General features: G+C 64.2%; 20 protein-coding genes and 3 pseudogenes. 7 read left to right on the forward strand and 16 right to left on the reverse strand.

The annotated features are described in order from the left end of the window. From TSB10GB4_RS00615 to TSB10GB4_RS24000, 3 genes and pseudogenes are all read left to right on the forward strand, one after another. Positions 1 to 114: pseudogene (locus TSB10GB4_RS00615) on the forward strand (IS5/IS1182 family transposase); the annotation flags it as partial. A 25-nt stretch (positions 115 to 139) separates the two neighbouring features. Next, entirely contained in the window at positions 140 to 1165 is a 1026-nt protein-coding gene (locus TSB10GB4_RS00620; protein WP_186394147.1) for an HPP family protein, read from the forward strand. Positions 1166 to 1237: 72 nt separating this feature from the next. Beyond that, positions 1238 to 1456 carry a CBS domain-containing protein gene (locus tag TSB10GB4_RS24000; protein ID WP_371328837.1) on the forward strand — a complete coding sequence of 73 codons (219 nt, stop codon included), beginning with the start codon at positions 1238 to 1240 and terminating at the stop codon, positions 1454 to 1456. Between the two features lie 157 nt (positions 1457 to 1613). Here the strand turns inward: TSB10GB4_RS24000 and TSB10GB4_RS00630 are convergent, their stop codons facing one another. From TSB10GB4_RS00630 to TSB10GB4_RS00690, 13 genes and pseudogenes are all read right to left on the reverse strand, one after another. Beyond that, positions 1614 to 1811, reverse strand: coding sequence for a hypothetical protein (locus tag TSB10GB4_RS00630; protein WP_186394149.1), 198 nt, complete (start codon positions 1809 to 1811; stop codon positions 1614 to 1616). Between the two features lie 123 nt (positions 1812 to 1934). Next, on the reverse strand, positions 1935 to 2249 hold the full coding sequence (locus TSB10GB4_RS00635; RefSeq protein WP_244296395.1) for a tyrosine-type recombinase/integrase: 315 nt from the start codon (positions 2247 to 2249) through the stop codon (positions 1935 to 1937). Further along, positions 2224 to 2564: pseudogene (locus TSB10GB4_RS00640) on the reverse strand (transposase); the annotation flags it as partial. The gene TSB10GB4_RS00635 and the pseudogene TSB10GB4_RS00640, both read right to left, overlap by 26 nt. 119 nt (positions 2565 to 2683) lie before the next feature. Further along, positions 2684 to 3457 carry an HpcH/HpaI aldolase/citrate lyase family protein gene (locus TSB10GB4_RS00645; protein ID WP_186394151.1) on the reverse strand — a complete coding sequence of 258 codons (774 nt, stop codon included), beginning with the start codon at positions 3455 to 3457 and terminating at the stop codon, positions 2684 to 2686. Beyond that, the gene (locus TSB10GB4_RS00650) at positions 3454 to 4236 is read right to left on the reverse strand and encodes a fumarylacetoacetate hydrolase family protein (RefSeq protein ID WP_186394152.1); all 783 of its coding nucleotides are present in this window, start codon (positions 4234 to 4236) and stop codon (positions 3454 to 3456) included. Before TSB10GB4_RS00650 ends, TSB10GB4_RS00645 begins: the two co-directional genes overlap by 4 nt. 15 nt (positions 4237 to 4251) lie before the next feature. Then, a complete protein-coding gene (locus tag TSB10GB4_RS00655; RefSeq protein ID WP_186394153.1) occupies positions 4252 to 5706 on the reverse strand; it encodes a 2-hydroxymuconic semialdehyde dehydrogenase in 1455 nt (484 codons plus the stop codon). Next, a complete protein-coding gene (locus TSB10GB4_RS00660; protein ID WP_186394154.1) occupies positions 5703 to 6395 on the reverse strand; it encodes a class II aldolase/adducin family protein in 693 nt (230 codons plus the stop codon). The genes TSB10GB4_RS00655 and TSB10GB4_RS00660 overlap by 4 nt, the downstream gene beginning before the upstream one ends. Then, entirely contained in the window at positions 6395 to 7276 is an 882-nt protein-coding gene (locus tag TSB10GB4_RS00665; protein ID WP_186394155.1) for a VOC family protein, read from the reverse strand. Before TSB10GB4_RS00665 ends, TSB10GB4_RS00660 begins: the two co-directional genes overlap by 1 nt. Next, a complete protein-coding gene (locus TSB10GB4_RS00670; RefSeq protein WP_186394156.1) occupies positions 7273 to 8136 on the reverse strand; it encodes a VOC family protein in 864 nt (287 codons plus the stop codon). The genes TSB10GB4_RS00665 and TSB10GB4_RS00670 overlap by 4 nt, the downstream gene beginning before the upstream one ends. A gap of 71 nt (positions 8137 to 8207) precedes the next feature. Beyond that, the gene (locus TSB10GB4_RS00675) at positions 8208 to 9176 is read right to left on the reverse strand and encodes a TRAP transporter substrate-binding protein (protein WP_186394157.1); all 969 of its coding nucleotides are present in this window, start codon (positions 9174 to 9176) and stop codon (positions 8208 to 8210) included. A gap of 131 nt (positions 9177 to 9307) precedes the next feature. Next, the gene (locus TSB10GB4_RS00680) at positions 9308 to 10237 is read right to left on the reverse strand and encodes a 3-hydroxyacyl-CoA dehydrogenase NAD-binding domain-containing protein (RefSeq protein WP_186394158.1); all 930 of its coding nucleotides are present in this window, start codon (positions 10235 to 10237) and stop codon (positions 9308 to 9310) included. Continuing rightward, positions 10234 to 11508: a TRAP transporter large permease gene (locus TSB10GB4_RS00685; RefSeq protein ID WP_186394159.1), complete on the reverse strand. Its 1275-nt coding sequence runs from the start codon at positions 11506 to 11508 to the stop codon at positions 10234 to 10236. Before TSB10GB4_RS00685 ends, TSB10GB4_RS00680 begins: the two co-directional genes overlap by 4 nt. Then, complete coding sequence (locus TSB10GB4_RS00690) at positions 11505 to 12023, reverse strand: TRAP transporter small permease (protein ID WP_186394160.1); 519 nt, start codon at positions 12021 to 12023, stop codon at positions 11505 to 11507. Before TSB10GB4_RS00690 ends, TSB10GB4_RS00685 begins: the two co-directional genes overlap by 4 nt. 209 nt (positions 12024 to 12232) lie before the next feature. Between TSB10GB4_RS00690 and TSB10GB4_RS00695 the strand changes: the two genes are divergently transcribed. Then, positions 12233 to 12958 carry an FCD domain-containing protein gene (locus TSB10GB4_RS00695; protein WP_208984312.1) on the forward strand — a complete coding sequence of 242 codons (726 nt, stop codon included), beginning with the start codon at positions 12233 to 12235 and terminating at the stop codon, positions 12956 to 12958. 306 nt (positions 12959 to 13264) lie between these two features. Here TSB10GB4_RS00695 and TSB10GB4_RS00700 read toward each other — a convergent pair whose 3' ends face one another. Continuing rightward, entirely contained in the window at positions 13265 to 13543 is a 279-nt protein-coding gene (locus TSB10GB4_RS00700) for a hypothetical protein (RefSeq protein WP_186394161.1), read from the reverse strand. Positions 13544 to 14633: 1090 nt separating this feature from the next. Next, complete coding sequence (locus tag TSB10GB4_RS00705) at positions 14634 to 15401, reverse strand: recombinase family protein (RefSeq protein WP_186394162.1); 768 nt, start codon at positions 15399 to 15401, stop codon at positions 14634 to 14636. A 532-nt stretch (positions 15402 to 15933) separates the two neighbouring features. On the opposite strand from TSB10GB4_RS00705, the gene TSB10GB4_RS00710 reads away from it, so the two are divergent. The 3 genes from TSB10GB4_RS00710 to TSB10GB4_RS00720 are packed head-to-tail and all read left to right on the forward strand — an operon-like array spanning position 15934 to position 19047. Then, complete coding sequence (locus tag TSB10GB4_RS00710; RefSeq protein WP_186394163.1) at positions 15934 to 16524, forward strand: restriction endonuclease subunit S; 591 nt, start codon at positions 15934 to 15936, stop codon at positions 16522 to 16524. Next, the gene (locus TSB10GB4_RS00715) at positions 16524 to 18041 is read left to right on the forward strand and encodes a type I restriction-modification system subunit M (protein ID WP_186394164.1); all 1518 of its coding nucleotides are present in this window, start codon (positions 16524 to 16526) and stop codon (positions 18039 to 18041) included. The genes TSB10GB4_RS00710 and TSB10GB4_RS00715 overlap by 1 nt, the downstream gene beginning before the upstream one ends. Then, entirely contained in the window at positions 18034 to 19047 is a 1014-nt protein-coding gene (locus TSB10GB4_RS00720; protein WP_186394165.1) for a virulence RhuM family protein, read from the forward strand. Before TSB10GB4_RS00715 ends, TSB10GB4_RS00720 begins: the two co-directional genes overlap by 8 nt. A 238-nt stretch (positions 19048 to 19285) precedes the next feature. Here TSB10GB4_RS00720 and TSB10GB4_RS00725 read toward each other — a convergent pair. Continuing rightward, positions 19286 to 19395, reverse strand: a pseudogene (locus TSB10GB4_RS00725) (IS5/IS1182 family transposase); the annotation flags it as partial.

Here is a 19395-nt window from a genome sequence, read left to right on the forward strand (position 1 = left end):
CGCATGTTCTGTCGCATCAAGGACTTCCGCCGCATCGCAACCCGCTACGATCGGCTCGCCCGGAACTTCCTCGCCGCCGTCTGCATCGCCGCAACAGTCAGCTACTGGTTATGAGTCTTGGCCCTAGGACACTCACGCTATGGAAATGGTCCTGTCGCCCTTTTCCGTTGCCGGCTCTCCCCCCAGGCGCCACTCCTTTGCGGTCGGCGTTGAAAGCTGGATGGCTGCGGAGCTGCCTCGAACCGATCAGGTATGCGGCAAGCACCGTGTGTTCGTCGCCTTTTGCGCCTCGTACATCCGGATGCGACGATCTCTCTTTATGACGATGACCTCAGACATGCCGCACAGTCCTCATGTAAAATCAGATCCAGCCGCAGCCGCCAGACCGGCCACGGCACCGCTTCGCAACCGCTTGAAAATCCGGGGTGCGCTCATGATCAGGGCGCTCGGTCCAGCCATGTCGCGCCCCAAGCCAGCGGAGACCTTACGTGCGGCCCTGGGAGCCGGACTTGGCCTTGCCGTGTGCGGCATCGTTCTCCTTGCTCTGGAAGCCTGGCGCGGCGGTTCCTCGGATTTTCTGCTGATTGCGCCGCTTGGCGCAACAGCCTTTCTGGTCTTTGCAGTCCCCAACTCTCCGCTCGCGCAACCCTGGTCAGCTGTCGTTGAGAATTCCGTATCGGCCCTTGCGGCCGTCGCAATCCTGAGTCTCAACCTTGGCACAGAATTGTCAGCAGGACTGGGTGTCGGAGGTGCCATCCTGGCCATGGCACTTCTGCGTGCGATGCATCCGCCGGGAGCGGCCGTTGCGCTTGCGACAGTCAAACCCGCTCCGGCAGGACAGCACGCAACAGCTGATGCCAGCCCGGAACGTCGCTTGGGATTGTCGGCGGACGACCTGGCGGCGGTTCTCGACCGTTTCAACCTGAGCGCCAATATCGGAGCGGAAGATTTCGGGCGCATTCTCGCTGCAGCCGAAGCCGAGGCGGCCCGCAGATATTTCGATGACCTGACCTGCTCTGACGTCATGTCGCGCGACCTCGTTTGCGTCACGGAGGAAACCCGGCTCGGCCGCGTCGCCGACCTCTTTCGGGTGCACGGGTTCAAGACACTGCCAGTGAGCGACAATGATGGCCGGCTTCCGGACTCATCAGCCAGAACGATCTGATCCAGCGCGCACGTGCCGACGCGCTCTTGCGACGGGACCGTTTCTCCTCAGCGCTTTTGGGCATGTTGGAAAATGTGCGCGGCGGTGCGCTCGCGCGTGACGGCAGAGACGTCCATCGTGGCGCCGGAAGACGGGATCGGCATTCTTGCGCAGCTTCTCTCCGACAGCGGCGTTCAAGCTGCACCCGTTCTGTCCGATGGTCGGATCATCGGAATTGTGACGCGCTCCGACCTCCTGGCGGTCCTTGCAAGGCGGACGATCCTGGCTGGCCTCATACCGCGGGCTGCATAACTCTATTTTTCGAGGAGGCAGGCAGCCCCGGCAGCAACCGCCGCCTTTTCACTTATCACTCCGTATCGGCCAGCTGACCGGCGCTGCCCCAACACATCCAGGGAAACTTCAGGGTCGCGGTAGCCAAACCAGAAAGGGTTGAAGAGGCTCAGACATGCTACTCGCCAAGCCTCCTCAGCGTCTCGGCATGCTCGACGAAAGCCTTGTCAATGATGTCGCTGAGGGAACGAGTCTTCTGACCGTTCCGGCGCCGCCGCTTGATCTCTTCCATGCTGAAACGCGGCGCACGACGCTGCTCATCGCAAGGAGTGTCGTCAGGGCTCTTGGAAGCATCGTCGTCGTGGGCCGAAGCCATGGATATCTCCTTTGCAGAACTCGGTTCGAGGCAATCGATCCTACGCACAAGGACGCAGCTCTCGCAACTGAAGCCAGCCCCTGTCGACCGGGCATTCGCATCGCATCGGGATCTCATCGCCCTCTAGGCCGCCTCGAGATCCGCCTCGAGCTTGACGAACAGGTCCACATAGTCCTCGGCATTGTCGAACAGATGACCATAGACGTCGAAGGTCATGGTGATCGAAGAGTGGCCGAGGATCGTCTGCACCTTCTTTGCCGGCCAGCCCTGCTTGATGAAGAGCGAGGCCGCAGCATGGCGAAGCGCGTGGAAGGAGAACTTAGGCTTGCCGATCTTATTGAACCGGTCCGCGCGCTGACGCACCTGAATGATCGAACGCGAGAGGTCGACATCCTCCCAGCGGAGCCCGCGAGGCAACACCGGGTGGTGCGGTGCCATTCCAGGGTCGATCGTCTCTGACCAGAGCCCAGAAGTATCCGGTCTTGGTCTTTCGGACCCAGGATCGAGCACCGGTGTGCGGGTTTCGTCCATGAACAGCCTCGATGACCTTTTCAGGTCCGCCATCAAGGCATCGTAGACCGGGCGCACCTCGAAGGTGGCCCGGCCGACCCAATCGGCCAACGTTGAGCGATCCAGATCAACACCCTGGCGGCTGTAAATCTGCGCCAGGCGATAGAGCGGAAGGTGATCAGCATACTTGCTGACCAGAACATGGGCGACCATGGCCTCGGTCGACAACCCGCCGGTGATCAGCACCGAGGTCGGCAGCTGCGCGACCCGGGCGATCGTCTCGCAGATGAGGCCGATCCGCGGGGAGTGGCCGATCAGCTTGTCGCGCAGCAGCAGGTGGTCCGACGTTGCAACCGGCCGTCCTACAGGGGGCGGGCGGAAACAGCCTGTAGCAGGGCCCGTGCCGAGCCGACAAGCAGGCCGGTGTCGACGCCCGCGGCGACGAAGCGATAGCCCCAGTCACGGTAGCGGAGCGCGTCTTCCGCGCGGGTGGCAAGGATACCGGGAACCTTGCCCGCGGCGACGATGCGCTGCGCTGCTGCGCGGATCGCTTCCTGCACGTCCGGATGGCCCGGATTGCCGAGATGCCCCATCGAGGCGGAAAGATCCGACGGGCCGATGAAGACGCCGTCGACGCCCTCGACCGCCGCAATCTCGTCAAGCCGGGCCATGGCCTGCGCCGTCTCGATCTGGACGAGGACGCAGATTTCGGCGTTGGCCTCTTGCAGGTAGTTCGGCACCGTACCGTAACGGCTGGCGCGGGTGGCCCCGGCAACGCCACGAACGCCGTCCGGGGGATAACGGGTGGCGCGCACCGCGGCCTCCGCCTCTGCCGCCGTCTCGACGAAAGGCACGAGCAGGGTCTGGATGCCGATGTCGAGCAGCCGCTTGATCAGCACCTTGTCGTTCCACGCGGGCCGCGCCACGGCGGACGCGGTGCCGGTGGCGGCGGCCTGGAGGATCGACTGCAGGGTGGCGATCTCGACCGGCGAGTGCTCGGTGTCGAAGAGCATCCAGTCGAAGCCGGTCAGCGAAAGAGCCTCGGCGGCGACGGGGCTGGCAAGGGAGCTCCACAGGCCCCATTGCAGCTCGCCGGCCAGCAGGCGCGACTTGAAGCGGTTTTGCGGCATGGTCATACGAACTGCACCGCGACAGAGCCGAGCGGGCCGAAATCCGCATGCAGAGTGTCGCCCTTGGCCGCCCAGACCGGCCGCGTGAAGGAACCCGACAGCATCAGGTGACCGGGCTCCAGCGTCGTGCCGAAAGGGCCGATCTTGTTGGCGAGCCAGGCGATTGCCATCGCCGGATGGCCGAGCACGCCGGCGGCAAGGCCTGTCTCCTCGATCTCGGAATTGCGGTAGAACACCGCGCCGACCCAGCGCATGTCGACCGCGTCCGGGCGCACCGGACGGCCGCCCAGCACGATGCCGGCGGCGGCGCCGTTATCGGCGACGGTGTCGTAGATGCGGCGCGGCTCGGTGACGCGCGCGTCGATGATCTCGATCGAGGGCACCACCCATTCGGTGGCGCGCAGCACGTCGACAAGGCCGACGCCCGGCCCCTTCAGCGGCTCCTTGAGGATGAAGGTCAGCTCCGGCTCGACGCGCGGCACGCAGAAGGCGTCGAAGGGAACCTTGGCGCCGTCGGAAAGGACGAGGTCGTCGAAGAGATAGCCGTAGTCCGGCTCGTCGATCTTCGAGGAGGCCTGCATCGCCTTCGAGGTCAGGCCGATCTTGTGGCCGACGATCCTGCGCCCCGCCTTGACCCGCTCCTCCGCGACGGCGGAGGAGATCGCGTAGGAATCCTCGATCTCGATCTGCGGAAACATCTCGGAAGGGCGCTTGCCCTGCACCTTGGTGCGATGGCTTTCAAGCAGGGAGGCAACAACCTCCGCGCGCTGTGCTTCATTCAGCATGATGTCCTCAAATCCTCAGAGCTTGACGCAGACGTTGCGGAGTTCGGAATAGAACTCCATGGAATGGATGCCGCCCTCGCGACCGATGCCGCTCGCCTTCGAGCCGCCGAACGCCGTCCTGAGATCGCGCAGGAACCAGCAATTGACCCAGCTGATACCGACCTCGACCTGACCCGCAACGCGGTGCGCCCGCGTCAGGTTCTCCGTCCAGATCGAGGTCGCAAGCCCGTAGGGCGAGTTGTTGGCGAGCGCGATCGCCTCCTCCTCGGTGTCGAAGGGCGTGAGATGGGTGCACGGACCGAAGATCTCCTCGCTGATGACCGGCGAGGTCTCGGGCAGGCCGGTCCACACGGTGGGCTCGACCCAGTAACCGCCCTCGTAGCCCTGCAGATCCGGCACGCCGCCGCCGGCGACGAGGTTCGCGCCCTCGCTCCGGGCCTTGTCGTAGAAGGACAGCACCTTGGCGCGGTGTTCCGCCGAGATTACCGGCCCCATCGTCGTCACCGTGTCGAACGGATCGCCGAAGCGGTAGCTCCGGGCCTTGTCGGCAAGGCCTTCCGCGACCCTGTCGAAGATGCCGCGCTGCACGTAGATGCGCTCGGTGCCGAGGCAGACCTGGCCGGTATTGGCAAAGCAGGCGCGGCCGATGCCCTCCATCGTCTTGTCGAAATCGGCATCGTCGAAAATGATGCCGGGATTCTTGCCGCCGAGCTCGAGCGAGACCGGACGCACGCCGCGTGCGGCGGCCGCCATGATCGCCTCGCCCGTGCGGGTCTCGCCGGTGAAGGTGATGCCGTCGACATCCGCATGGGTGGTCAGGAACTCGCCGGCGCAGCCGGGGCCGCGTCCGTGCACGACATTGTAGACGCCGGCGGGAATGCCGACCTCGTTCATCACCTCGCCCAGCAGCGTTGCCGTGGCGGGCGTTTCCTCGGACGGCTTGACGACGACCGTGTTGCCGCAGGCGAGCGCCGGGGCGACCTTCCAGGTCATCAGCAAAAGCGGGAGGTTCCAGGGGCAGATGACGGCGATGACGCCGCGCGGCGTGCGCACCGCATAGTTCAGCGCGCCGGTGCCGTCCGGCGTCGGCATGGCGAAGCTCTCAGTGCCGAGCGTCGCCACCTGGTCGGCGAAGACGTTGAAATTGGCGGCGCCGCGCGGGATGTCGATATGGCTGGCGATCGAGCGCGGCTTGCCGGTGTCGCGGATCTCGGCGGCGAGGAAATCGTCGAAACGCGCGTTGATGCCTTCGGCAAGCTTGCGCAGGAGGCCGATGCGCTCGGGGACGCTCATCCGGCCCCAGGGGCCCTTCAGCGCGGCGCGGGCGGCGCCGACCGCCTGATCGACCTGCGCCTTGTCGGCGGCACGGATCTCGCCGATCACCTCGCCGGTGGTCGGAAAGTGGTTGGCAAAGCCGTCGCCCCGGCCGGACACGAACTGGCCGTCGATGAAATTCCTGAATTCGGTCACGTTGCGCCGCCTTTTTCCTTGGGAGCCGTCTCCGGATCCGCCGCTGTCAGATGATCCCACATGCGCTCGACGATGCGCCCGGCCCGGGTCGCCCGCTGGCTCGCCTCCGCCTGAGATATCGCCGGGGCCTCGGCGAGCCCGGCCGCGCGCGCGGCCAGCTCCACCCGGCACATGTCCTCCAGATACCAGGCAAGCACCGTCGCCTCCTGAAGGCTGGCGCCCGCGGTCACCGCGCCGTTGCCGCGCATCAGCAGGCCGGCGCTTCCGCCCATCGCGTCGATCGCGCCGACGGCGCGGACATCGTCCCGGACGAGCTGGACGTCGTCCCAGAGGCCGACGGCGGGAGCGAAATAGGTGCCGAAGCCGTGGCGCATGGCAGGGACGGTCGAGGTCGCGCCGAGCGCCATCGCGCTCGGGCCCATGAAGCGCACGACACCGCCCGCTTCCGGCCGGCGCCGGTAGATCTGCTGGTGCAGCCGCACCTCGCCGAGCACGCCCTCAGGCAGAGGCCCGTGGACCGGCACCTCGGTGCATTCGGCACCCGGCGCGATCAGGCCCATCGGCTCGGCCGGACAGACGAGAAAGCGTTCCGCGTCGATGCGCGCCGAGCAATGGCCGTAGGCGTGAACAAGGCCGGCGCGGGCGAGCGCGCGCGCCGCCAGCCGGACGGTAACGGAGAGATCGCGCATCAGCCCTGCCCGCCGTCGCCCTTGGCGTTGTCGAAGGCGGCGATGCGCGGCGCCGAGCCCCACTTGCAGAAACCCTTCGGCTCGAAATGGAACTGCCGGTCGCGCCAGAGCGGCTCGTCGTGGATCTCGCAGACGCCGGTCGAGTATTCGAAGGTCATGCCGTCCGGGCCGGTGAAATAGAGGAACTCGGCCGACGAGGTCGGATGCTGGCCGGGTCCGAAGGTGATCTTGACCTGGTTGTCGGAGACGAAGTGGAAGGAGCGCTGGATGTCGTCCGTGCCGCCGACCTGGTGGTTGATGTGCTGGATGCCCGCCTTGTGGAAGGGAAATAGCGCGATCGAATGGTGGATGGTGCCGAGCCGCATCAGCGGCGCGTCGCCGATGCGGTCGGAGACGCGGGCGTTGCAGACGCTGGTCCAGAACGCCTCGTCCCGTGCCGCGTCCGTGGTGCAGAGACCGACATGGGAGAAGCCGGTGATGCCGGCATCGCGGGTGCCGTAGTAGCGGCGGCCGGTCGTCTCGGGACGGACGACGAACTCGATGGCGTTGCCGGTCGGATCGCGGAAGCGGATGAACTCGCGCACGAGGCGCGCCTCGCATTCCTCGCGTGTTCCGTAATGGACGTGGTGGCCGAGCGCCTCCAGCGTGGCGGCCGCCGTCTGCAGGTCCTCGCCGCGACCGAGCTCGAAGGCGGTGACCTGGTCGGCCGGGTCGCCCTCGAAGTAGCACAGCGTGTGGGCGCGCTCGTCGGACTTGAAATAGGTGGCGCCTCGGCGGCGCTCGGAGACCTCGAGGCCGAGGATGTTGGTTGCGAACCATTCCGCGCCGGCCAGGTCGGCGGTGCCGAGGCGGCAATAGACGACGTCCTTCAGCTCGATCATCGCGCGCCTCCTCCCAGGAATTCCGGCTGCTCGGTCACCGAGCCCCACTGGCCGTGGCTTGCCGCCGTGTCGGCGAACTGGCGCGGGCCGCGCGCGGCGATCTGCGGGCCCTTCTCCATGCCGGTCATGTAGCTCATCAAGAGGCCGCGGGGGCCGCGCGTCGTCACGTAGATGGCGCCGGAAGCGGCTTGCCGGTCCGGACCGGCGAGGATCGGAAGCTGGCTCTTCTGGATGAAGTACCAGTTGCGCATCAGGCTGTCCTTCGCGTCCACCTCATAGGCCGCGCCGAGAATGCCGTCGCGGCCGGACGGGTAGAGCGCGATGCGGTGATGCGCCTCGTCGAGGGCCAGATAGGCGGTGTCGCCGGCCCAATCGGACACCGTCAGGCCGAGCCCCTTGACGAAGAAGGTCTCGTTGGCGGCAACGTCGGTGCAGGCAAGCTGGACGGCGCCGAAATCGGTGATGCCGGCATCGCGCGGACCGTGATAGCGCCAGCCGGAGGTCAGCGGCCGCCAGACGATCTCGACGGCGACGCCGTTCGGCGCCTCGGTGGCGAGCGCCGCCTTGGCCTGGCGCAGGCGCGCCTCGTCGGCCGAGAGCATGCGCGCCGCGTATCCGGCGGCCTCGAGCCGTGCCGCGAGCGCGCCAAGGTCCTCCTCGCGCGCCACGGTAAGCGCGATCGCCTCGCCGTCGCCCGCCGTGGACATGCAGAGCGAATAGTTGCGATCATCCGAGCGGAACATGGCACGCTCGTCGTCGCGGTCGCACGCCTGGAGGCCGAAGACGTCCCGTGCGAAATGCGCGGCCTCGTCGAGATTGTCGACGGCCACACGCAGGTATCTGAGGTCACGGTACTTCATCGTCGGCTCCTTGCGTTCTGGGCGCACGCGGGCGACGGCGCCGCCCGCGTGCGGGATCTGAGGTGCGAAAGTCACATCCCGGAAGCTTCGGCTTCAAGCTCCTTGAGGAGCGGCGCTTCCTCACGCCACCGCGCGTACCACTGGTCGACGGCGTCTCCGAACCATTCGCGGCCGACCTGGATCACCGGAACCTTTGTCGTCTCCAGCTTGGCGCGATAGTCGGCGTCGATCCCGGCATAGCCTGCGACCAGCGTGTCGAGCCGCGTCGCGAAGACCTCCTCGACGATGGCGCGGTCGGCTTCGGCGATCGTGCCCCACTTGCGCCCCGAGGCGATGGCGGCCATCGGGAACATCATGTGGTCGGAGATCACGATGGACCCGGCATGATCGTAGTATTTCGAGTTCCAGGTGCCCTCGACATCGATCTGCATGCCGTCGACCTGGCCGTTGGCGAAGGCGTCATAGAGCGCCGGCAGCGGCATCGGCGTCGGAGCCGCGCCAAGGCCTTCCCAGAAGGCGAGTTCAGGCGCGAAGGGGATCGTGCGGATCTTCTTGCCATTCAAGTCCTCGACCGTCGCGGTTTCGCCACGGGTGACGATCATGCGCATGCCGGCCATGCCCCAGCCGAGACCGACAAGGCCGAAATCGGCCATGCCGTCGAGCAGCTTGGTCGCGGTCTTGCCCTTCAGGAGCTCACGCGCACCGGCCACGTCCTTGACGATGTAGGGGGCGAGGAAGATGCCGTAATTGGGGTCGCGGTTCGCGAACTCGCCCAGCGTGAAAAAGGCAAAGTCCATCACACCGCTCTGCAGCTGCTGCAGCATCTGCGCCTCGTTGCCAAGCTGGCCCGACGGGAACACCAGGATCTCGACCCGGCCCTCTGTGCGGGCTTTGATCTCCTCGGCGGCGGCGGTCGCGGTCACCGTCCACTGGTGCGGCGGCGGCGTGATCAGCCCGAGCCGGTATTGCTCGGCGGCCACCGGGCCGACGGTCATAGCCAGGATGGATACTGCCAGCGCGGCGCCTTTGAAGCGTTGCATGTCCTACCTCCCATTTCACTCGGCCGTGCGGATGCGAGGATCCGCCGGTCGTGCCTCCATGAAATATCGATATTTTTCAAAGATCAAGAAAAAATCGATATTTTTACGGAAAAAGAATTTTTCTCGTTATTTTAGAGGGGGCTGTCACGCTCATGGTTCATTCTCGCCACCTGTTCGAGCAGGACCGGCAAGGTCGCGTCGCGGTCGGCGGCGATGCTGGCAAGCGGCGGCAGGTCCGCCGTCTTGTAGGCCTCGGCGATGGTCCGGCAGGTGTCGGCATCGAGAACCGGCGCGCCGAGATCGTCGAACAGCGCTTGGAACTGCGGCCCGAGAGCTTCCAGAAAGCCGGCCATGCCCCGCTCGGCACCGGCCAGAGCGAAGACGCTCATCGGGCCAAGGCGGCACCAGCGCGGCGCCAGCGCCTCGGTGACAGCGCGCTCCGTGTCCTCCAGGCTGGCGGCGCCGGTGGCGACGAGGTGCACGGCCTCGCGCCAAATGGCGGCCTGCAGCCGATTGACCAGATGCCCGGCCACCGGCTTCCTTAGTTCGAGCACCGTCTTGCCCATCGCCTCATAGATCGCGCGTGCCATCGCCATCGCGTCGGCCGATGTGGCCGTGCCGCCAGCGATCTCGACCACCGGCATCAGATAGGGCGGATTGCAGGGATGACCGATCAGGAGACGGTCCGGCCGCTTCAGCCCAACCGCGATGGCGTCCGCGGTGAAGCTGGACGAGGAAGAGGCGATGATCGTCTCCCGCCCGGCCCTTCGCTCGACATCGGCAAGAACACGCTGCTTGAGCTGAAGGTTCTCGGGCAGAGCCTCCTGGATGAGATCGACATCACCTTGCGGAAATGTCGCGACCACCGCCGGGGGCCGTGCCCCGTCCGCAAGCGTGCCGAGCCGGGCAAGCACCCCGCGCGCCTGCTCCCAGGTGGCGGCCACGCGAGAAGATGCGCCCGGATCCGGATCGACGACCCGCGTCTCAAGGCCCGCACCGGCGAAGGCCGCGGCCCAGCCCGCCCCGATCAGTCCCCCGCCGATGACCGCAACGCGGGTCATTGCAGCGCTGCTCCAAGGCCGGTCGAGAGCATCGGGAACAGGGACAGGGCGACGATGACGAGCGCGGCGGCGAGAAAGAAGGGCAGGATCAGCCGCGCCAGCCGCTCGGCCCGCACATTGCCCATCAGCGCGGCGGTGAACAAGCCCGTGCCGACCGGCGGCGTCAGAAGGCCGGCCGTCAGGTTGAGGCAGACAATGACGCCGAACTGGAACGGATCGATGCCGTAGACGCCGGTCGCCACCGGCAGGAACACCGGCACGACGAGGATGATCGCCGGGATCGGGTCCGTCACCATGCCGAGAAAGAGCAGAATCAGGTTGATTGTCAGCAGGAAGACGATCGGCGACGTGGTCAGCGACTGCACCCAGGCCGAGACGATGGCCGGCACGTTCTCGAAGGTGATCACCCAGGAGAAGAGCCCGGCGGCGGCAATCAGGAACAGGACAACGGCAGAGGATGCCGCGGCGCGCATGAAGGCGGGCCAGATATCAATCACCGACATCTCGCGATAGACGAACATGCCGACGATGACGGCAGCGACCGAGGCGACGGCGGCTGCCTCCGTCGGCGTCGCGATGCCGCCGAGGATCGAACCGATGATGACGACGGGGATGGCCGCCGCCGGCAGCGCGTCGCGCACCGCGACAACGCGTTCGCGCAGGTCGAGCGTGCGGCTGCGGGGGAAAGCGTGCCGGTGGCCGAGCCAGGCGATGACGGCCAGGAAGGCGAGGAACATGATGACGCCCGGCACGATGCCGGCGATGAAGAGATCGCCGATGGGAAGTTGGGCGATGACACCGAAGATGATGAACATCATCGAGGGAGGAATGATCGGCGCCAGCATGCCGCCGGCCGCGGTGATCGCCACGGAGACGTCGCGCGGATAGCCGGCCCGCTCCATTTCCGGAACGGCGATGCGCGACATTATGGTGATCTGCGCCACCGTGGAGCCGAGGATCGAGGCCATCATCATGTTGGCGACGAGATTGACATAGGCGAGCCCGCCGCGCACCGAGCCGAGCAGCGCCATGGCGAGGGCCATCAGCCGCCGGCCGATGCCGCCCTCGTTCATGAACTCGCCAAGGAGAATGAACAGCGGCAGCGCCAGCAGGCCGTAATTCTCCAGCCCGCCGAAGAACTGCTGCGGGAAACTCTGAAACAGGATGTGATTGCCGCCCGCCAGGATGATGACGACGGCAAGTGCGATCAGCGCGAAGGCGATCGGCACGCCGGCGATCAGGAAGGCAAGGAAAAAGCCGCCACCGATCATTGCGCGTGCTCCGAAACCGTGCCGAAGCGGGCGAGCACATGGACGAAGCCGGTAAGGCAGAAGATGGGTAGGATGAGCCAGAACCAAACCTTGCGCATGCCGAGCGTCGTCGTCGGTTCCTGGTACAGGAAGTTGAAGCTGGCGCGCGAATAAGCCTGCAGGCTGTCCGCCGAGAGCACCCCGACAGGGTCGAACCAGTTCCACAGCATCCAGGCGAAGAGCGCGAAGAGCGCGAGAAGCAGCGTGTCGACCGCGCGGGCAAGGCGCGCGCGCAGGCGTGGGCCGAGACTATCGGACACGAGCGTGACGGCGATGTGCTGTCGGTTGGCGATGCCGAGCGAGGCGCCGGCGAAGGCGCCGAGCACCATCAGGTAGACGGCGAGTTCGTCAGTCCAGATCAGCGGCCGACCGAAGGCGCGCGAGACGACATTGGTGAGTAGCAGGGCGAGGATCGCCAGCACGATGGCGCCGGCAAAGCGCGCCTCGACCCAGGCGACGGCGTCGCTGGCCCGCATCAGCCGGCCCCGCAACCCGTTGCTTCGCTCAGTCCTGCCCGGCGCGGCCATACGCTTCTCCCTTGCCATGTTTCGTCCCTGGCGACAGGGGCTGGAGTGAATATCGATATTTTTATAGTGTCAAACGAAAAATCGATATTATTGCACTTTGGCTGGATTGGCGTATTCTTCGCGAGAGGCTATCAGTTTGACGTGCAGGAGGCTTGGGCTTGGACGCTATCGATAAACAGGGACCGGAGAAGACGATTGCGGAACGCGCCTATCGCACGATCCGCGAGGACATCGTATCGGGGACCCTGAAGCCGGGAGAGAAGCTGAAGATCGAGATCTTGCGCCAGCGCTACGGTTTCGGCGCCGCCCCCTTGCGCGAGGCGCTGTCGCGCCTGTCCGGCGATCACCTGGTCCATGTCATCGGCCAGCGCGGCTTCGTCGTCGCGCCGATCTCCGTGCATGACGCGGCCGAGATCGGCGACCTGCGCAAGCTGCTCGAGGTCGAGGCGCTGTCGCGCTCCATCCCGCGCGGCGACACCGCCTGGGAGGAGCGGCTGATCACCACCTATCACCGGCTGTCGCGGCTGGAGACGGGCGAGGACCAGGGCATCAAGGCGCTCGATCTCTGGGAAAAGCACAATTCCGCGTTCCACGACGCCACCGTCGCGGCCTGCGGCTCGGCATGGCTGTTGCGGCTGCGCGAGCAGTTGTTCCGCCAGCACGAGCGCTACCGCCGGTTCAGCCGCCTTAAGACCGTTTGGACCCGCAACATCCATGCTGAGCACGAGGCGCTGTTCGAGGCGGCGATGGCACGGGATGTGGAGAGGGCCTCGGCGATCATTTCCGTCCACGTCCAGCGCACGACCGATGCGGTGATCGCGGCGCTGTCGCCGGCATCTCCCGACGCCGGCCAGACGGGCCTGGCCGGAATGCCGCCGCAATAATCCGGCGCGGCGCGCGCTCCGTGGAAAGCCGGCGCGGCCGGATACAGGCACAATGACGACACCCAATCCGGCGCCGACAAGCGCATCGCGCGGGACATCGCCGGGCCTCGCCAGAGAACTGTCGGCGGGCAGAGCGACCCTCAAAGGCCATTCCGTCAGCCGGACGGATTCCAGGTTCTTCGGCAGCTTCTAACCGGCGATGCCGATGACACTTGCATGGGACCCGATATCGGTGCGGGCGACGACCTGCTCCGCCCAGCCAAGGGCGGTGTCCGCCACCTCCTGCCATCCCGGTTCGATGCAGGTCTAGTGCGAGCGTTCCGCAAAGAGCCTAAAGCCTGTCGGGGACGTCGCCTGCCTCTGCTTCTCGTAGATCGCCTTCGTCATGCCCGGGTCGGCGCTCCTGTCGAGGCCGCCGGCAATCAACAGGAGCGGCGGCCGCACCGTGCTGTTCCACGTGATCGGTCCGGCCCCGCCCGAAAGCACGCCGTCCCAGTAGACCTTGCCGGCGGTCGGGACGGCATAACGCTCGTAGTGCTCCTCGACGAGTTCGCGCGGCAAACCGTTGGCGAAACGCCCGGCCAAGAAGCGCAGGCTTATCTGCTTGACCGTCCCGCCGCTGAAGGGGTCAGCCAGGACCGGAAGGGCCGAGATCAGCTTGGCAAGGCCAGGCCGCCCCCCGGGCGTCGGGGCCGGATCGATGGCGACGCCGGCTGCTCCTATAACTGTTGATGAGCAAGAGTCTAGGACACGCGGAACAACCTGTCGGGTATTATTCCAGTCGCCGGATGGAAAATCGACGCCCGGGCACAAAATATCGAAGTCCTAGAAGAAATTCGCATGCTTGAGGGGGATGGCTTATGGGTCCACCTGTGGCACCTCTTCTATCCCCGGAGCCTTTGGCGGTAGAATTAATTTGAATCTGGGTTGAATAATGTTGAACGGATGCTTGGCGAATCCAAAACGCTGAGCCGAAAACACCGAAATTGGCCGGTTATCTGCTCGCAAAACGCTCGATTTTCAGACTGAAACGCCCGAAAAAGTCGAATTATGTGCGTGCTATGTCCACGCGAATTCTGACGTTTTGTGTCAACCAGAGCAGCAAGGGCGCCTCCGACATCGTGTCAGCAGCCATGAAAGCGACATCCCAGCGCCGAACGAAGAGGCAGAGCGCGATGTCTCGCCGCGGAAAAATAGATCCGGGCACCAGGACAATACATGAAGGGTCGATCCCCGCAGATGGCCGGATGATGCAAACCGAACCGTCACCCTCTGCTCCCGTCTATCGCGAACCGTGAACCATTTGCATGAAATCACGCAAATGGTTTCGCAGAACGCGGATCGGCGCGGGCCTGATCATTGAACCAGGACGCACCGGTAAAGACACAAAGACCGGTCGCCTCAGAAAGCGACACCAGCTGCCCGTGGCACTACGCCGGGATCGCTTGGGGTGCACGCAGGCACAGTTTCGCATCCGGATGCTGCGAGAGGACGCACTGAATGTGCCGGAGCCAGCCACCAGTCGTTTATTTGCACCTCATGCGAGGCTGAAGGATCCCCGGAAGAAGGCACAACACTTTCCGTACCGGCGTAGATTGCGGACAAACGTCTGTTGCCTGTGTGCCGATCTCTCCCGACCAAATATCCCCGGACAACATGGCAAGGTTCCGAGATTTCAGAACATTCCCCAATCAGGATTGCGCTTGTATGCGCTCACACTAGATTTCGAATTGGATGCGCTGGTTTTCAATTCCTTATGCGCTTCAATCCGTTCAAGGAGCCGCCGAATGTTGGTTGCGTTCCATTCTCCGCCGCGCACTGTACGATAACCGAGCTTGTTGAGTTCTGATGCAATTTCACCCTTCGTGCTCAACCCACTCTGCTTGATTTTATCGACGACAGGGGCAAGTTCCTGTGCCGCCTGTTCTGCTTTCTGCTTGTTGACTGCCGCTCCCATCTTCTGCGCTTCATCCAGGTTGGTGCGGTTACCGAGCTTGGCACCCCGTTCCTTCGCCCTTTGAAGCCCAAGCTTTGTCTGCTGGCTGATACGTTCCGCATGAGCCTGATCACGGCGAGCCTGGGCGACCAACACTGCACGCCGATCCGACGTTTCATCACGTGCAACAATCACGTCGATCTTCTCCTTCGTTATGATGTCGTTCACGGTGGCAGTATGGCGCGACAAACGAGACAGCGAATCCACGATGACTGGCACTCCTTTCTTGCGGGCCATCTCCAACGCTTCACGCAATCCCGGCCTCTTCCGGTAGCTGTCCTCTCCCACGCCCGAATAAGCGTCGCTAAACACATGAAGGATCTCGATCCCGGCTTCATCGGCATAGGCCTGAATGCTTTCTGCCTGCAGCCGAAGCCCGCCTCCTTCCTCCTTCTGCCTGTTCGTTGACACTCTCAGATAGGCAACAGCCTTATTGGTAGATGGCATATGTGAAGACCTAAGTTTGAACTGAACATGACAATACGATACCCTTTTGGATTGCTCAAGTCTAAACCCAGGAAAAGTGGCGAACGGCACTCGCGCAAACCCATCAGGCATGTACAGCCCGCGACCACTGCTCTCGGCATCCACACCGCTGACGGAATGGCGACGGACGGTTGCAATCCCGGTCGCTGCGGAACGAGGCCCCAATCGCCAATCAGCCTCTCAGCTGCCGAGGTCCCTGTAGATCGCGATCTTGTAGAAAGTTCTACAAAATGCCACACCAGCCCGGGCAGCGCACGTAGCCAATCGACCAGTCACGACGAGGAAACCTGAATGAGACAGATCAATGTACGATAGAATCGTCTACAATAATTGACAGCGCAACGAACGCTCCGCCAAAGCGCTTCCCGCACATTCTCGATTAAGGATGCAGCCAAGACAGAAAATTCTGTAGGACGCATACAGCATTCCAAAGACATTGACTCGCACGGCTTGAAGGGATTAGTTCTGTAATTCGCTCTACAGAGGTTTTGATATGCGACTTGCTGCGGTTTGCGACATCCACTCCGGTTACACGGCACGAGGCAGGCTCGAACCACAGCCGGAGGGCGGTGTGCCGGCGCTGCAGTTGCGCGATGTGAGCTCGAATGGCGAAACGCTGAGCCTTCCCCTCCAAAGATACGAAATCGGCAAGTTGGCTCAGCACTATTTCGTCCGCGGAGGGGAAGTGGTCTTTCGCTCTCGCGGGGAGCCGAACGCTGCGGTGGCCATTCGCGACACGTTGCCCGAGCCCATCGTCGTCATCGTCCCGTTGGTGATCATCCGTCCCGACAGGGAGAAGCTCCTGCCCGAATACCTTGCCTGGGCGATCAACCAGCCGGATGCGCAGCGCAGGCTCGGCGCGGAAGCGCAAGGCACCAGCCTCAGGATGATCCCGATGACCGTCCTCGAAAACCTCGACATCCCCGTTCCCGAGCTGCGCACGCAGAACCTCATCGTCGAACTCGCCGCGCTGGCACGACAGGAGGGGCGCCTACTCCACCAACTCGCCACTCGCCGGGAACATCTCGTAACCTCCATTCTCGGCGAGGCCGCAAAGCTCGCCGACCGGAAGGAAAATGGCTGATGACCGATAAGATCACGCAACAGCAAATCAATCAGACCGCCTGGGCGGCCTGCGACACCTTCCGCGGTGCCATCGATGCCGGAGGCTACAAGGACTACATCCTGGTGATGTTGTTCCTGAAGTACATCTCGGACCTGTGGAACGACCATGTCGAGACCTACCGTAAGCAGTACGGTGGCGACGAAGCCCGCATCCGCCGGCGGCTGGAGCGTGAGCGCTTCATCCTCCCCGAAGGCGCCAGCTTCTACGACCTCCATACCCAGCGGAGCGAACCCAACATCGGCGAGCTGATCAATATTGCGCTCGAAAAGATCGAGGATGCGAACCGCGCCAAGCTCGAGGGCGTCTTCCGCAACATCGACTTCAACTCCGAGGCCAATCTCGGCCGCCCGAAGGATCGCAACCGCCGCCTGAAGAACCTTCTGGAGGATTTCGCCAAGCCCGCGCTCGACCTGCGCCCGTCGCGGGTGACCGAAGACATCATCGGCGAGTGCTACATCTACCTGATCTCGCGCTTTGCCTCGGACGCGGGCAAGAAGGCGGGCGAGTTCTACACGCCGACGGCCGTGTCGCGTCTGCTGGCCAAGCTGGCCGCACCTCAGCCCGGCAACACGATCTGCGATCCTGCCTGCGGCTCGGGTTCGCTGCTGATCCAGGCATCGCAGGAGGTCGGGTCGGAGAACTTCGCCCTCTACGGGCAGGAGGTGAACGGGGCGACCTGGGCGCTGGCCCGGATGAACATGTTCCTGCATGCCAAGGACGCCGCGCGCATCGAATGGTGCGACACGCTCAACAGCCCGGCACTGGTGGAGGGCGACCACCTGATGCGCTTCGATGTCGTGCTGGCCAATCCGCCCTTCTCGCTCGACAAGTGGGGCGCGGAGGACGCGGACAGCGACCAGTACAAACGCTTCTGGCGCGGCGTGCCCCCCAAGTCCAAGGGCGACTATGCCTTCATCACCCATATGATCGAGATCGCCAAACGCCAGTCCGGCCGTGTTGCGGTGATCGTACCGCATGGCGTGCTGTTCCGGGGCGGCGCCGAAGGGCGCATCCGCCAGCAACTGATCGAGGAGAACCTGCTCGACGCCGTCGTCGGCCTGCCCGCCAATCTGTTCACCACCACAGGGATCCCGGTCGCCATCCTGATCTTCGACCGCTCGCGCGAGGAAGGCGGCGCGAACGAGAGCCGGCGCGATGTGCTGTTCATCGACGCCAGCAAGGAGTTCAGCCCGGGCAAGACCCAGAACGTGATGGACGAGGCGCATGTGGCCAGGGTGCTCGAGACCTATGCCGCGCGCGCGGACATCGAGCGGTATTCGCATCGGGCAAGCCCGGAGGAAATCGCCGAGAACGGCTACAACCTCAACATCCCCCGCTACGTCGACACCTTCGAGCCGGAGGAAGAGATCGACGTCGCCGCCGTGCAGAAGGACATTCTGCGGATCGAGGCGGAACTGGCCGAGGTGCGCACGAAGATGGCCGGCTACCTGAAGGAGCTCGGCGTCGATGTCTGAGGGCGAGCTGATCCTCTACACCACCGATGACGGGGCCGCGACGATAGGCTTGCGGGCCGTGGAGGGCACGGTCTGGCTGACCCAGTTGGAGATGGCGGAGCTGTTCGACACCTCCAAGCAGAACGTCAGCCTGCACATCCACAACATTCTGTCTGACGGGGAACTGGTGGCAGAGTCAGTTGTCAAGGAATCCTTGACAACTGCCGCGGACGGCAAGGCCTACCGCACCAAGGTCTATAATCTCGATGTCATCCTGGCGGTGGGCTACCGTGTCCGCTCCCCGCGCGGCACCCAGTTCCGCCGCTGGGCGACGTCCGTCCTGCGCGAGTACCTGGTCAAGGGCTTCGCCATGGACGATGCCCGGCTGAAACAGGCCGAGCACTGGGACTATTTCGACGAATGGCTTGCGCGCATCCGGGACATCCGCGCCTCTGAAAAGCGCTTCTACCAGAAGGTGCGCGACCTCTACACGACCGCAATCGACTACGACAAGACGTCCGAACAGGCGCACGCCTTCTTCAAGAAGGTGCAGAACAAGATGCTCTGGGCGGTGACGGGCAAGACCGCCGCCGAGCTGATCGAGAGCCGCAGCGACCCCAAAGCCGCAAATATGGGCCTGACCAGTTGGAAAGGCTCGGTCGTGCGCAAGGGCGATGTCGGCACCGCGAAGAACTACCTCGCGGCGGAGGAGGTCGAGGAGCTCAACCGCATCGTCGTGATGTATCTCGACTATGCCGAGGACCAGGCGAAACGCCGCCGGCCGGTCACCATGGCCGAATGGGCCGACAAACTGGATGCCTTCCTGTCGTTCAACGACCGCGACGTGCTGACCCACGCCGGACGGCTGCGCATGGATGTAGCCCAAAAGCTTGCCGCCGAGCGGTTCGAGGTGTTCGACGCGAGCCGCCGCCCCGCCGAAGCGCTTGCGGCGGATGAGACCGACATAGCCGAGCTGGAGGAGATGGAGAAGGCTGCCCAGGGGCGGAAGACGGGGGCAGCAAAATGATCCGCCCGAGTAGTTGGCAGATAGGCCTGCTTCAAAATGTTGCTGAAGTTCGTTCAGGCCTCTCTAAGAGCTCTAATAGACGAGGTGAATTCGTTAGAAGGCCGTATCTGCGTGTCGCTAATGTTCAAGATGGATTCGTTGATCTATCCGACATCAAAGAAATCGATGTTCCGATAACCCAGTCTGACCGGTTCACGCTTAGGCGTGGTGACTTACTCCTTAGAGTCCGTTTGGAAAATCAGGGATGAGCTGTTCTGCGTAGCAGGTTTCCGCCCATGGCGACGAGGATCATGGCATGAGAGACGTCGATGCGCTGCTCATAGTCGCGCACGAGGCGTCGCCATCGGG

It is taken from the genome of Stappia sp. TSB10GB4, from assembly GCF_900185745.1.
Taxonomy (GTDB): domain Bacteria; phylum Pseudomonadota; class Alphaproteobacteria; order Rhizobiales; family Stappiaceae; genus Stappia.

Excerpts from the sequence above, each read along its gene's own strand:
- TSB10GB4_RS00620 (WP_186394147.1), top strand. The coding sequence starts at position 140 with ATGGAAATGGTCCTGTCGCCCTTTTCCGTTGCCGGCTCTCCCCCCAGG.
- TSB10GB4_RS24000 (WP_371328837.1), top strand. The coding sequence starts at position 1,238 with ATGTGCGCGGCGGTGCGCTCGCGCGTGACGGCAGAGACGTCCATCGTG.
- TSB10GB4_RS00630 (WP_186394149.1), bottom strand. The coding sequence starts at position 1,811 with ATGGCTTCGGCCCACGACGACGATGCTTCCAAGAGCCCTGACGACACT.
- TSB10GB4_RS00635 (WP_244296395.1), bottom strand. The coding sequence starts at position 2,249 with ATGGCACCGCACCACCCGGTGTTGCCTCGCGGGCTCCGCTGGGAGGAT.
- TSB10GB4_RS00645 (WP_186394151.1), bottom strand. The coding sequence starts at position 3,457 with ATGACCATGCCGCAAAACCGCTTCAAGTCGCGCCTGCTGGCCGGCGAG.
- TSB10GB4_RS00650 (WP_186394152.1), bottom strand. The coding sequence starts at position 4,236 with ATGCTGAATGAAGCACAGCGCGCGGAGGTTGTTGCCTCCCTGCTTGAA.
- TSB10GB4_RS00660 (WP_186394154.1), bottom strand. The coding sequence starts at position 6,395 with ATGCGCGATCTCTCCGTTACCGTCCGGCTGGCGGCGCGCGCGCTCGCC.
- TSB10GB4_RS00665 (WP_186394155.1), bottom strand. The coding sequence starts at position 7,276 with ATGATCGAGCTGAAGGACGTCGTCTATTGCCGCCTCGGCACCGCCGAC.
- TSB10GB4_RS00670 (WP_186394156.1), bottom strand. The coding sequence starts at position 8,136 with ATGAAGTACCGTGACCTCAGATACCTGCGTGTGGCCGTCGACAATCTC.
- TSB10GB4_RS00675 (WP_186394157.1), bottom strand. The coding sequence starts at position 9,176 with ATGCAACGCTTCAAAGGCGCCGCGCTGGCAGTATCCATCCTGGCTATG.
- TSB10GB4_RS00680 (WP_186394158.1), bottom strand. The coding sequence starts at position 10,237 with ATGACCCGCGTTGCGGTCATCGGCGGGGGACTGATCGGGGCGGGCTGG.
- TSB10GB4_RS00685 (WP_186394159.1), bottom strand. The coding sequence starts at position 11,508 with ATGATCGGTGGCGGCTTTTTCCTTGCCTTCCTGATCGCCGGCGTGCCG.
- TSB10GB4_RS00690 (WP_186394160.1), bottom strand. The coding sequence starts at position 12,023 with ATGCGGGCCAGCGACGCCGTCGCCTGGGTCGAGGCGCGCTTTGCCGGC.
- TSB10GB4_RS00705 (WP_186394162.1), bottom strand. The coding sequence starts at position 15,401 with ATGCCATCTACCAATAAGGCTGTTGCCTATCTGAGAGTGTCAACGAAC.
- TSB10GB4_RS00710 (WP_186394163.1), top strand. The coding sequence starts at position 15,934 with ATGCGACTTGCTGCGGTTTGCGACATCCACTCCGGTTACACGGCACGA.
- TSB10GB4_RS00715 (WP_186394164.1), top strand. The coding sequence starts at position 16,524 with ATGACCGATAAGATCACGCAACAGCAAATCAATCAGACCGCCTGGGCG.
- TSB10GB4_RS00720 (WP_186394165.1), top strand. The coding sequence starts at position 18,034 with ATGTCTGAGGGCGAGCTGATCCTCTACACCACCGATGACGGGGCCGCG.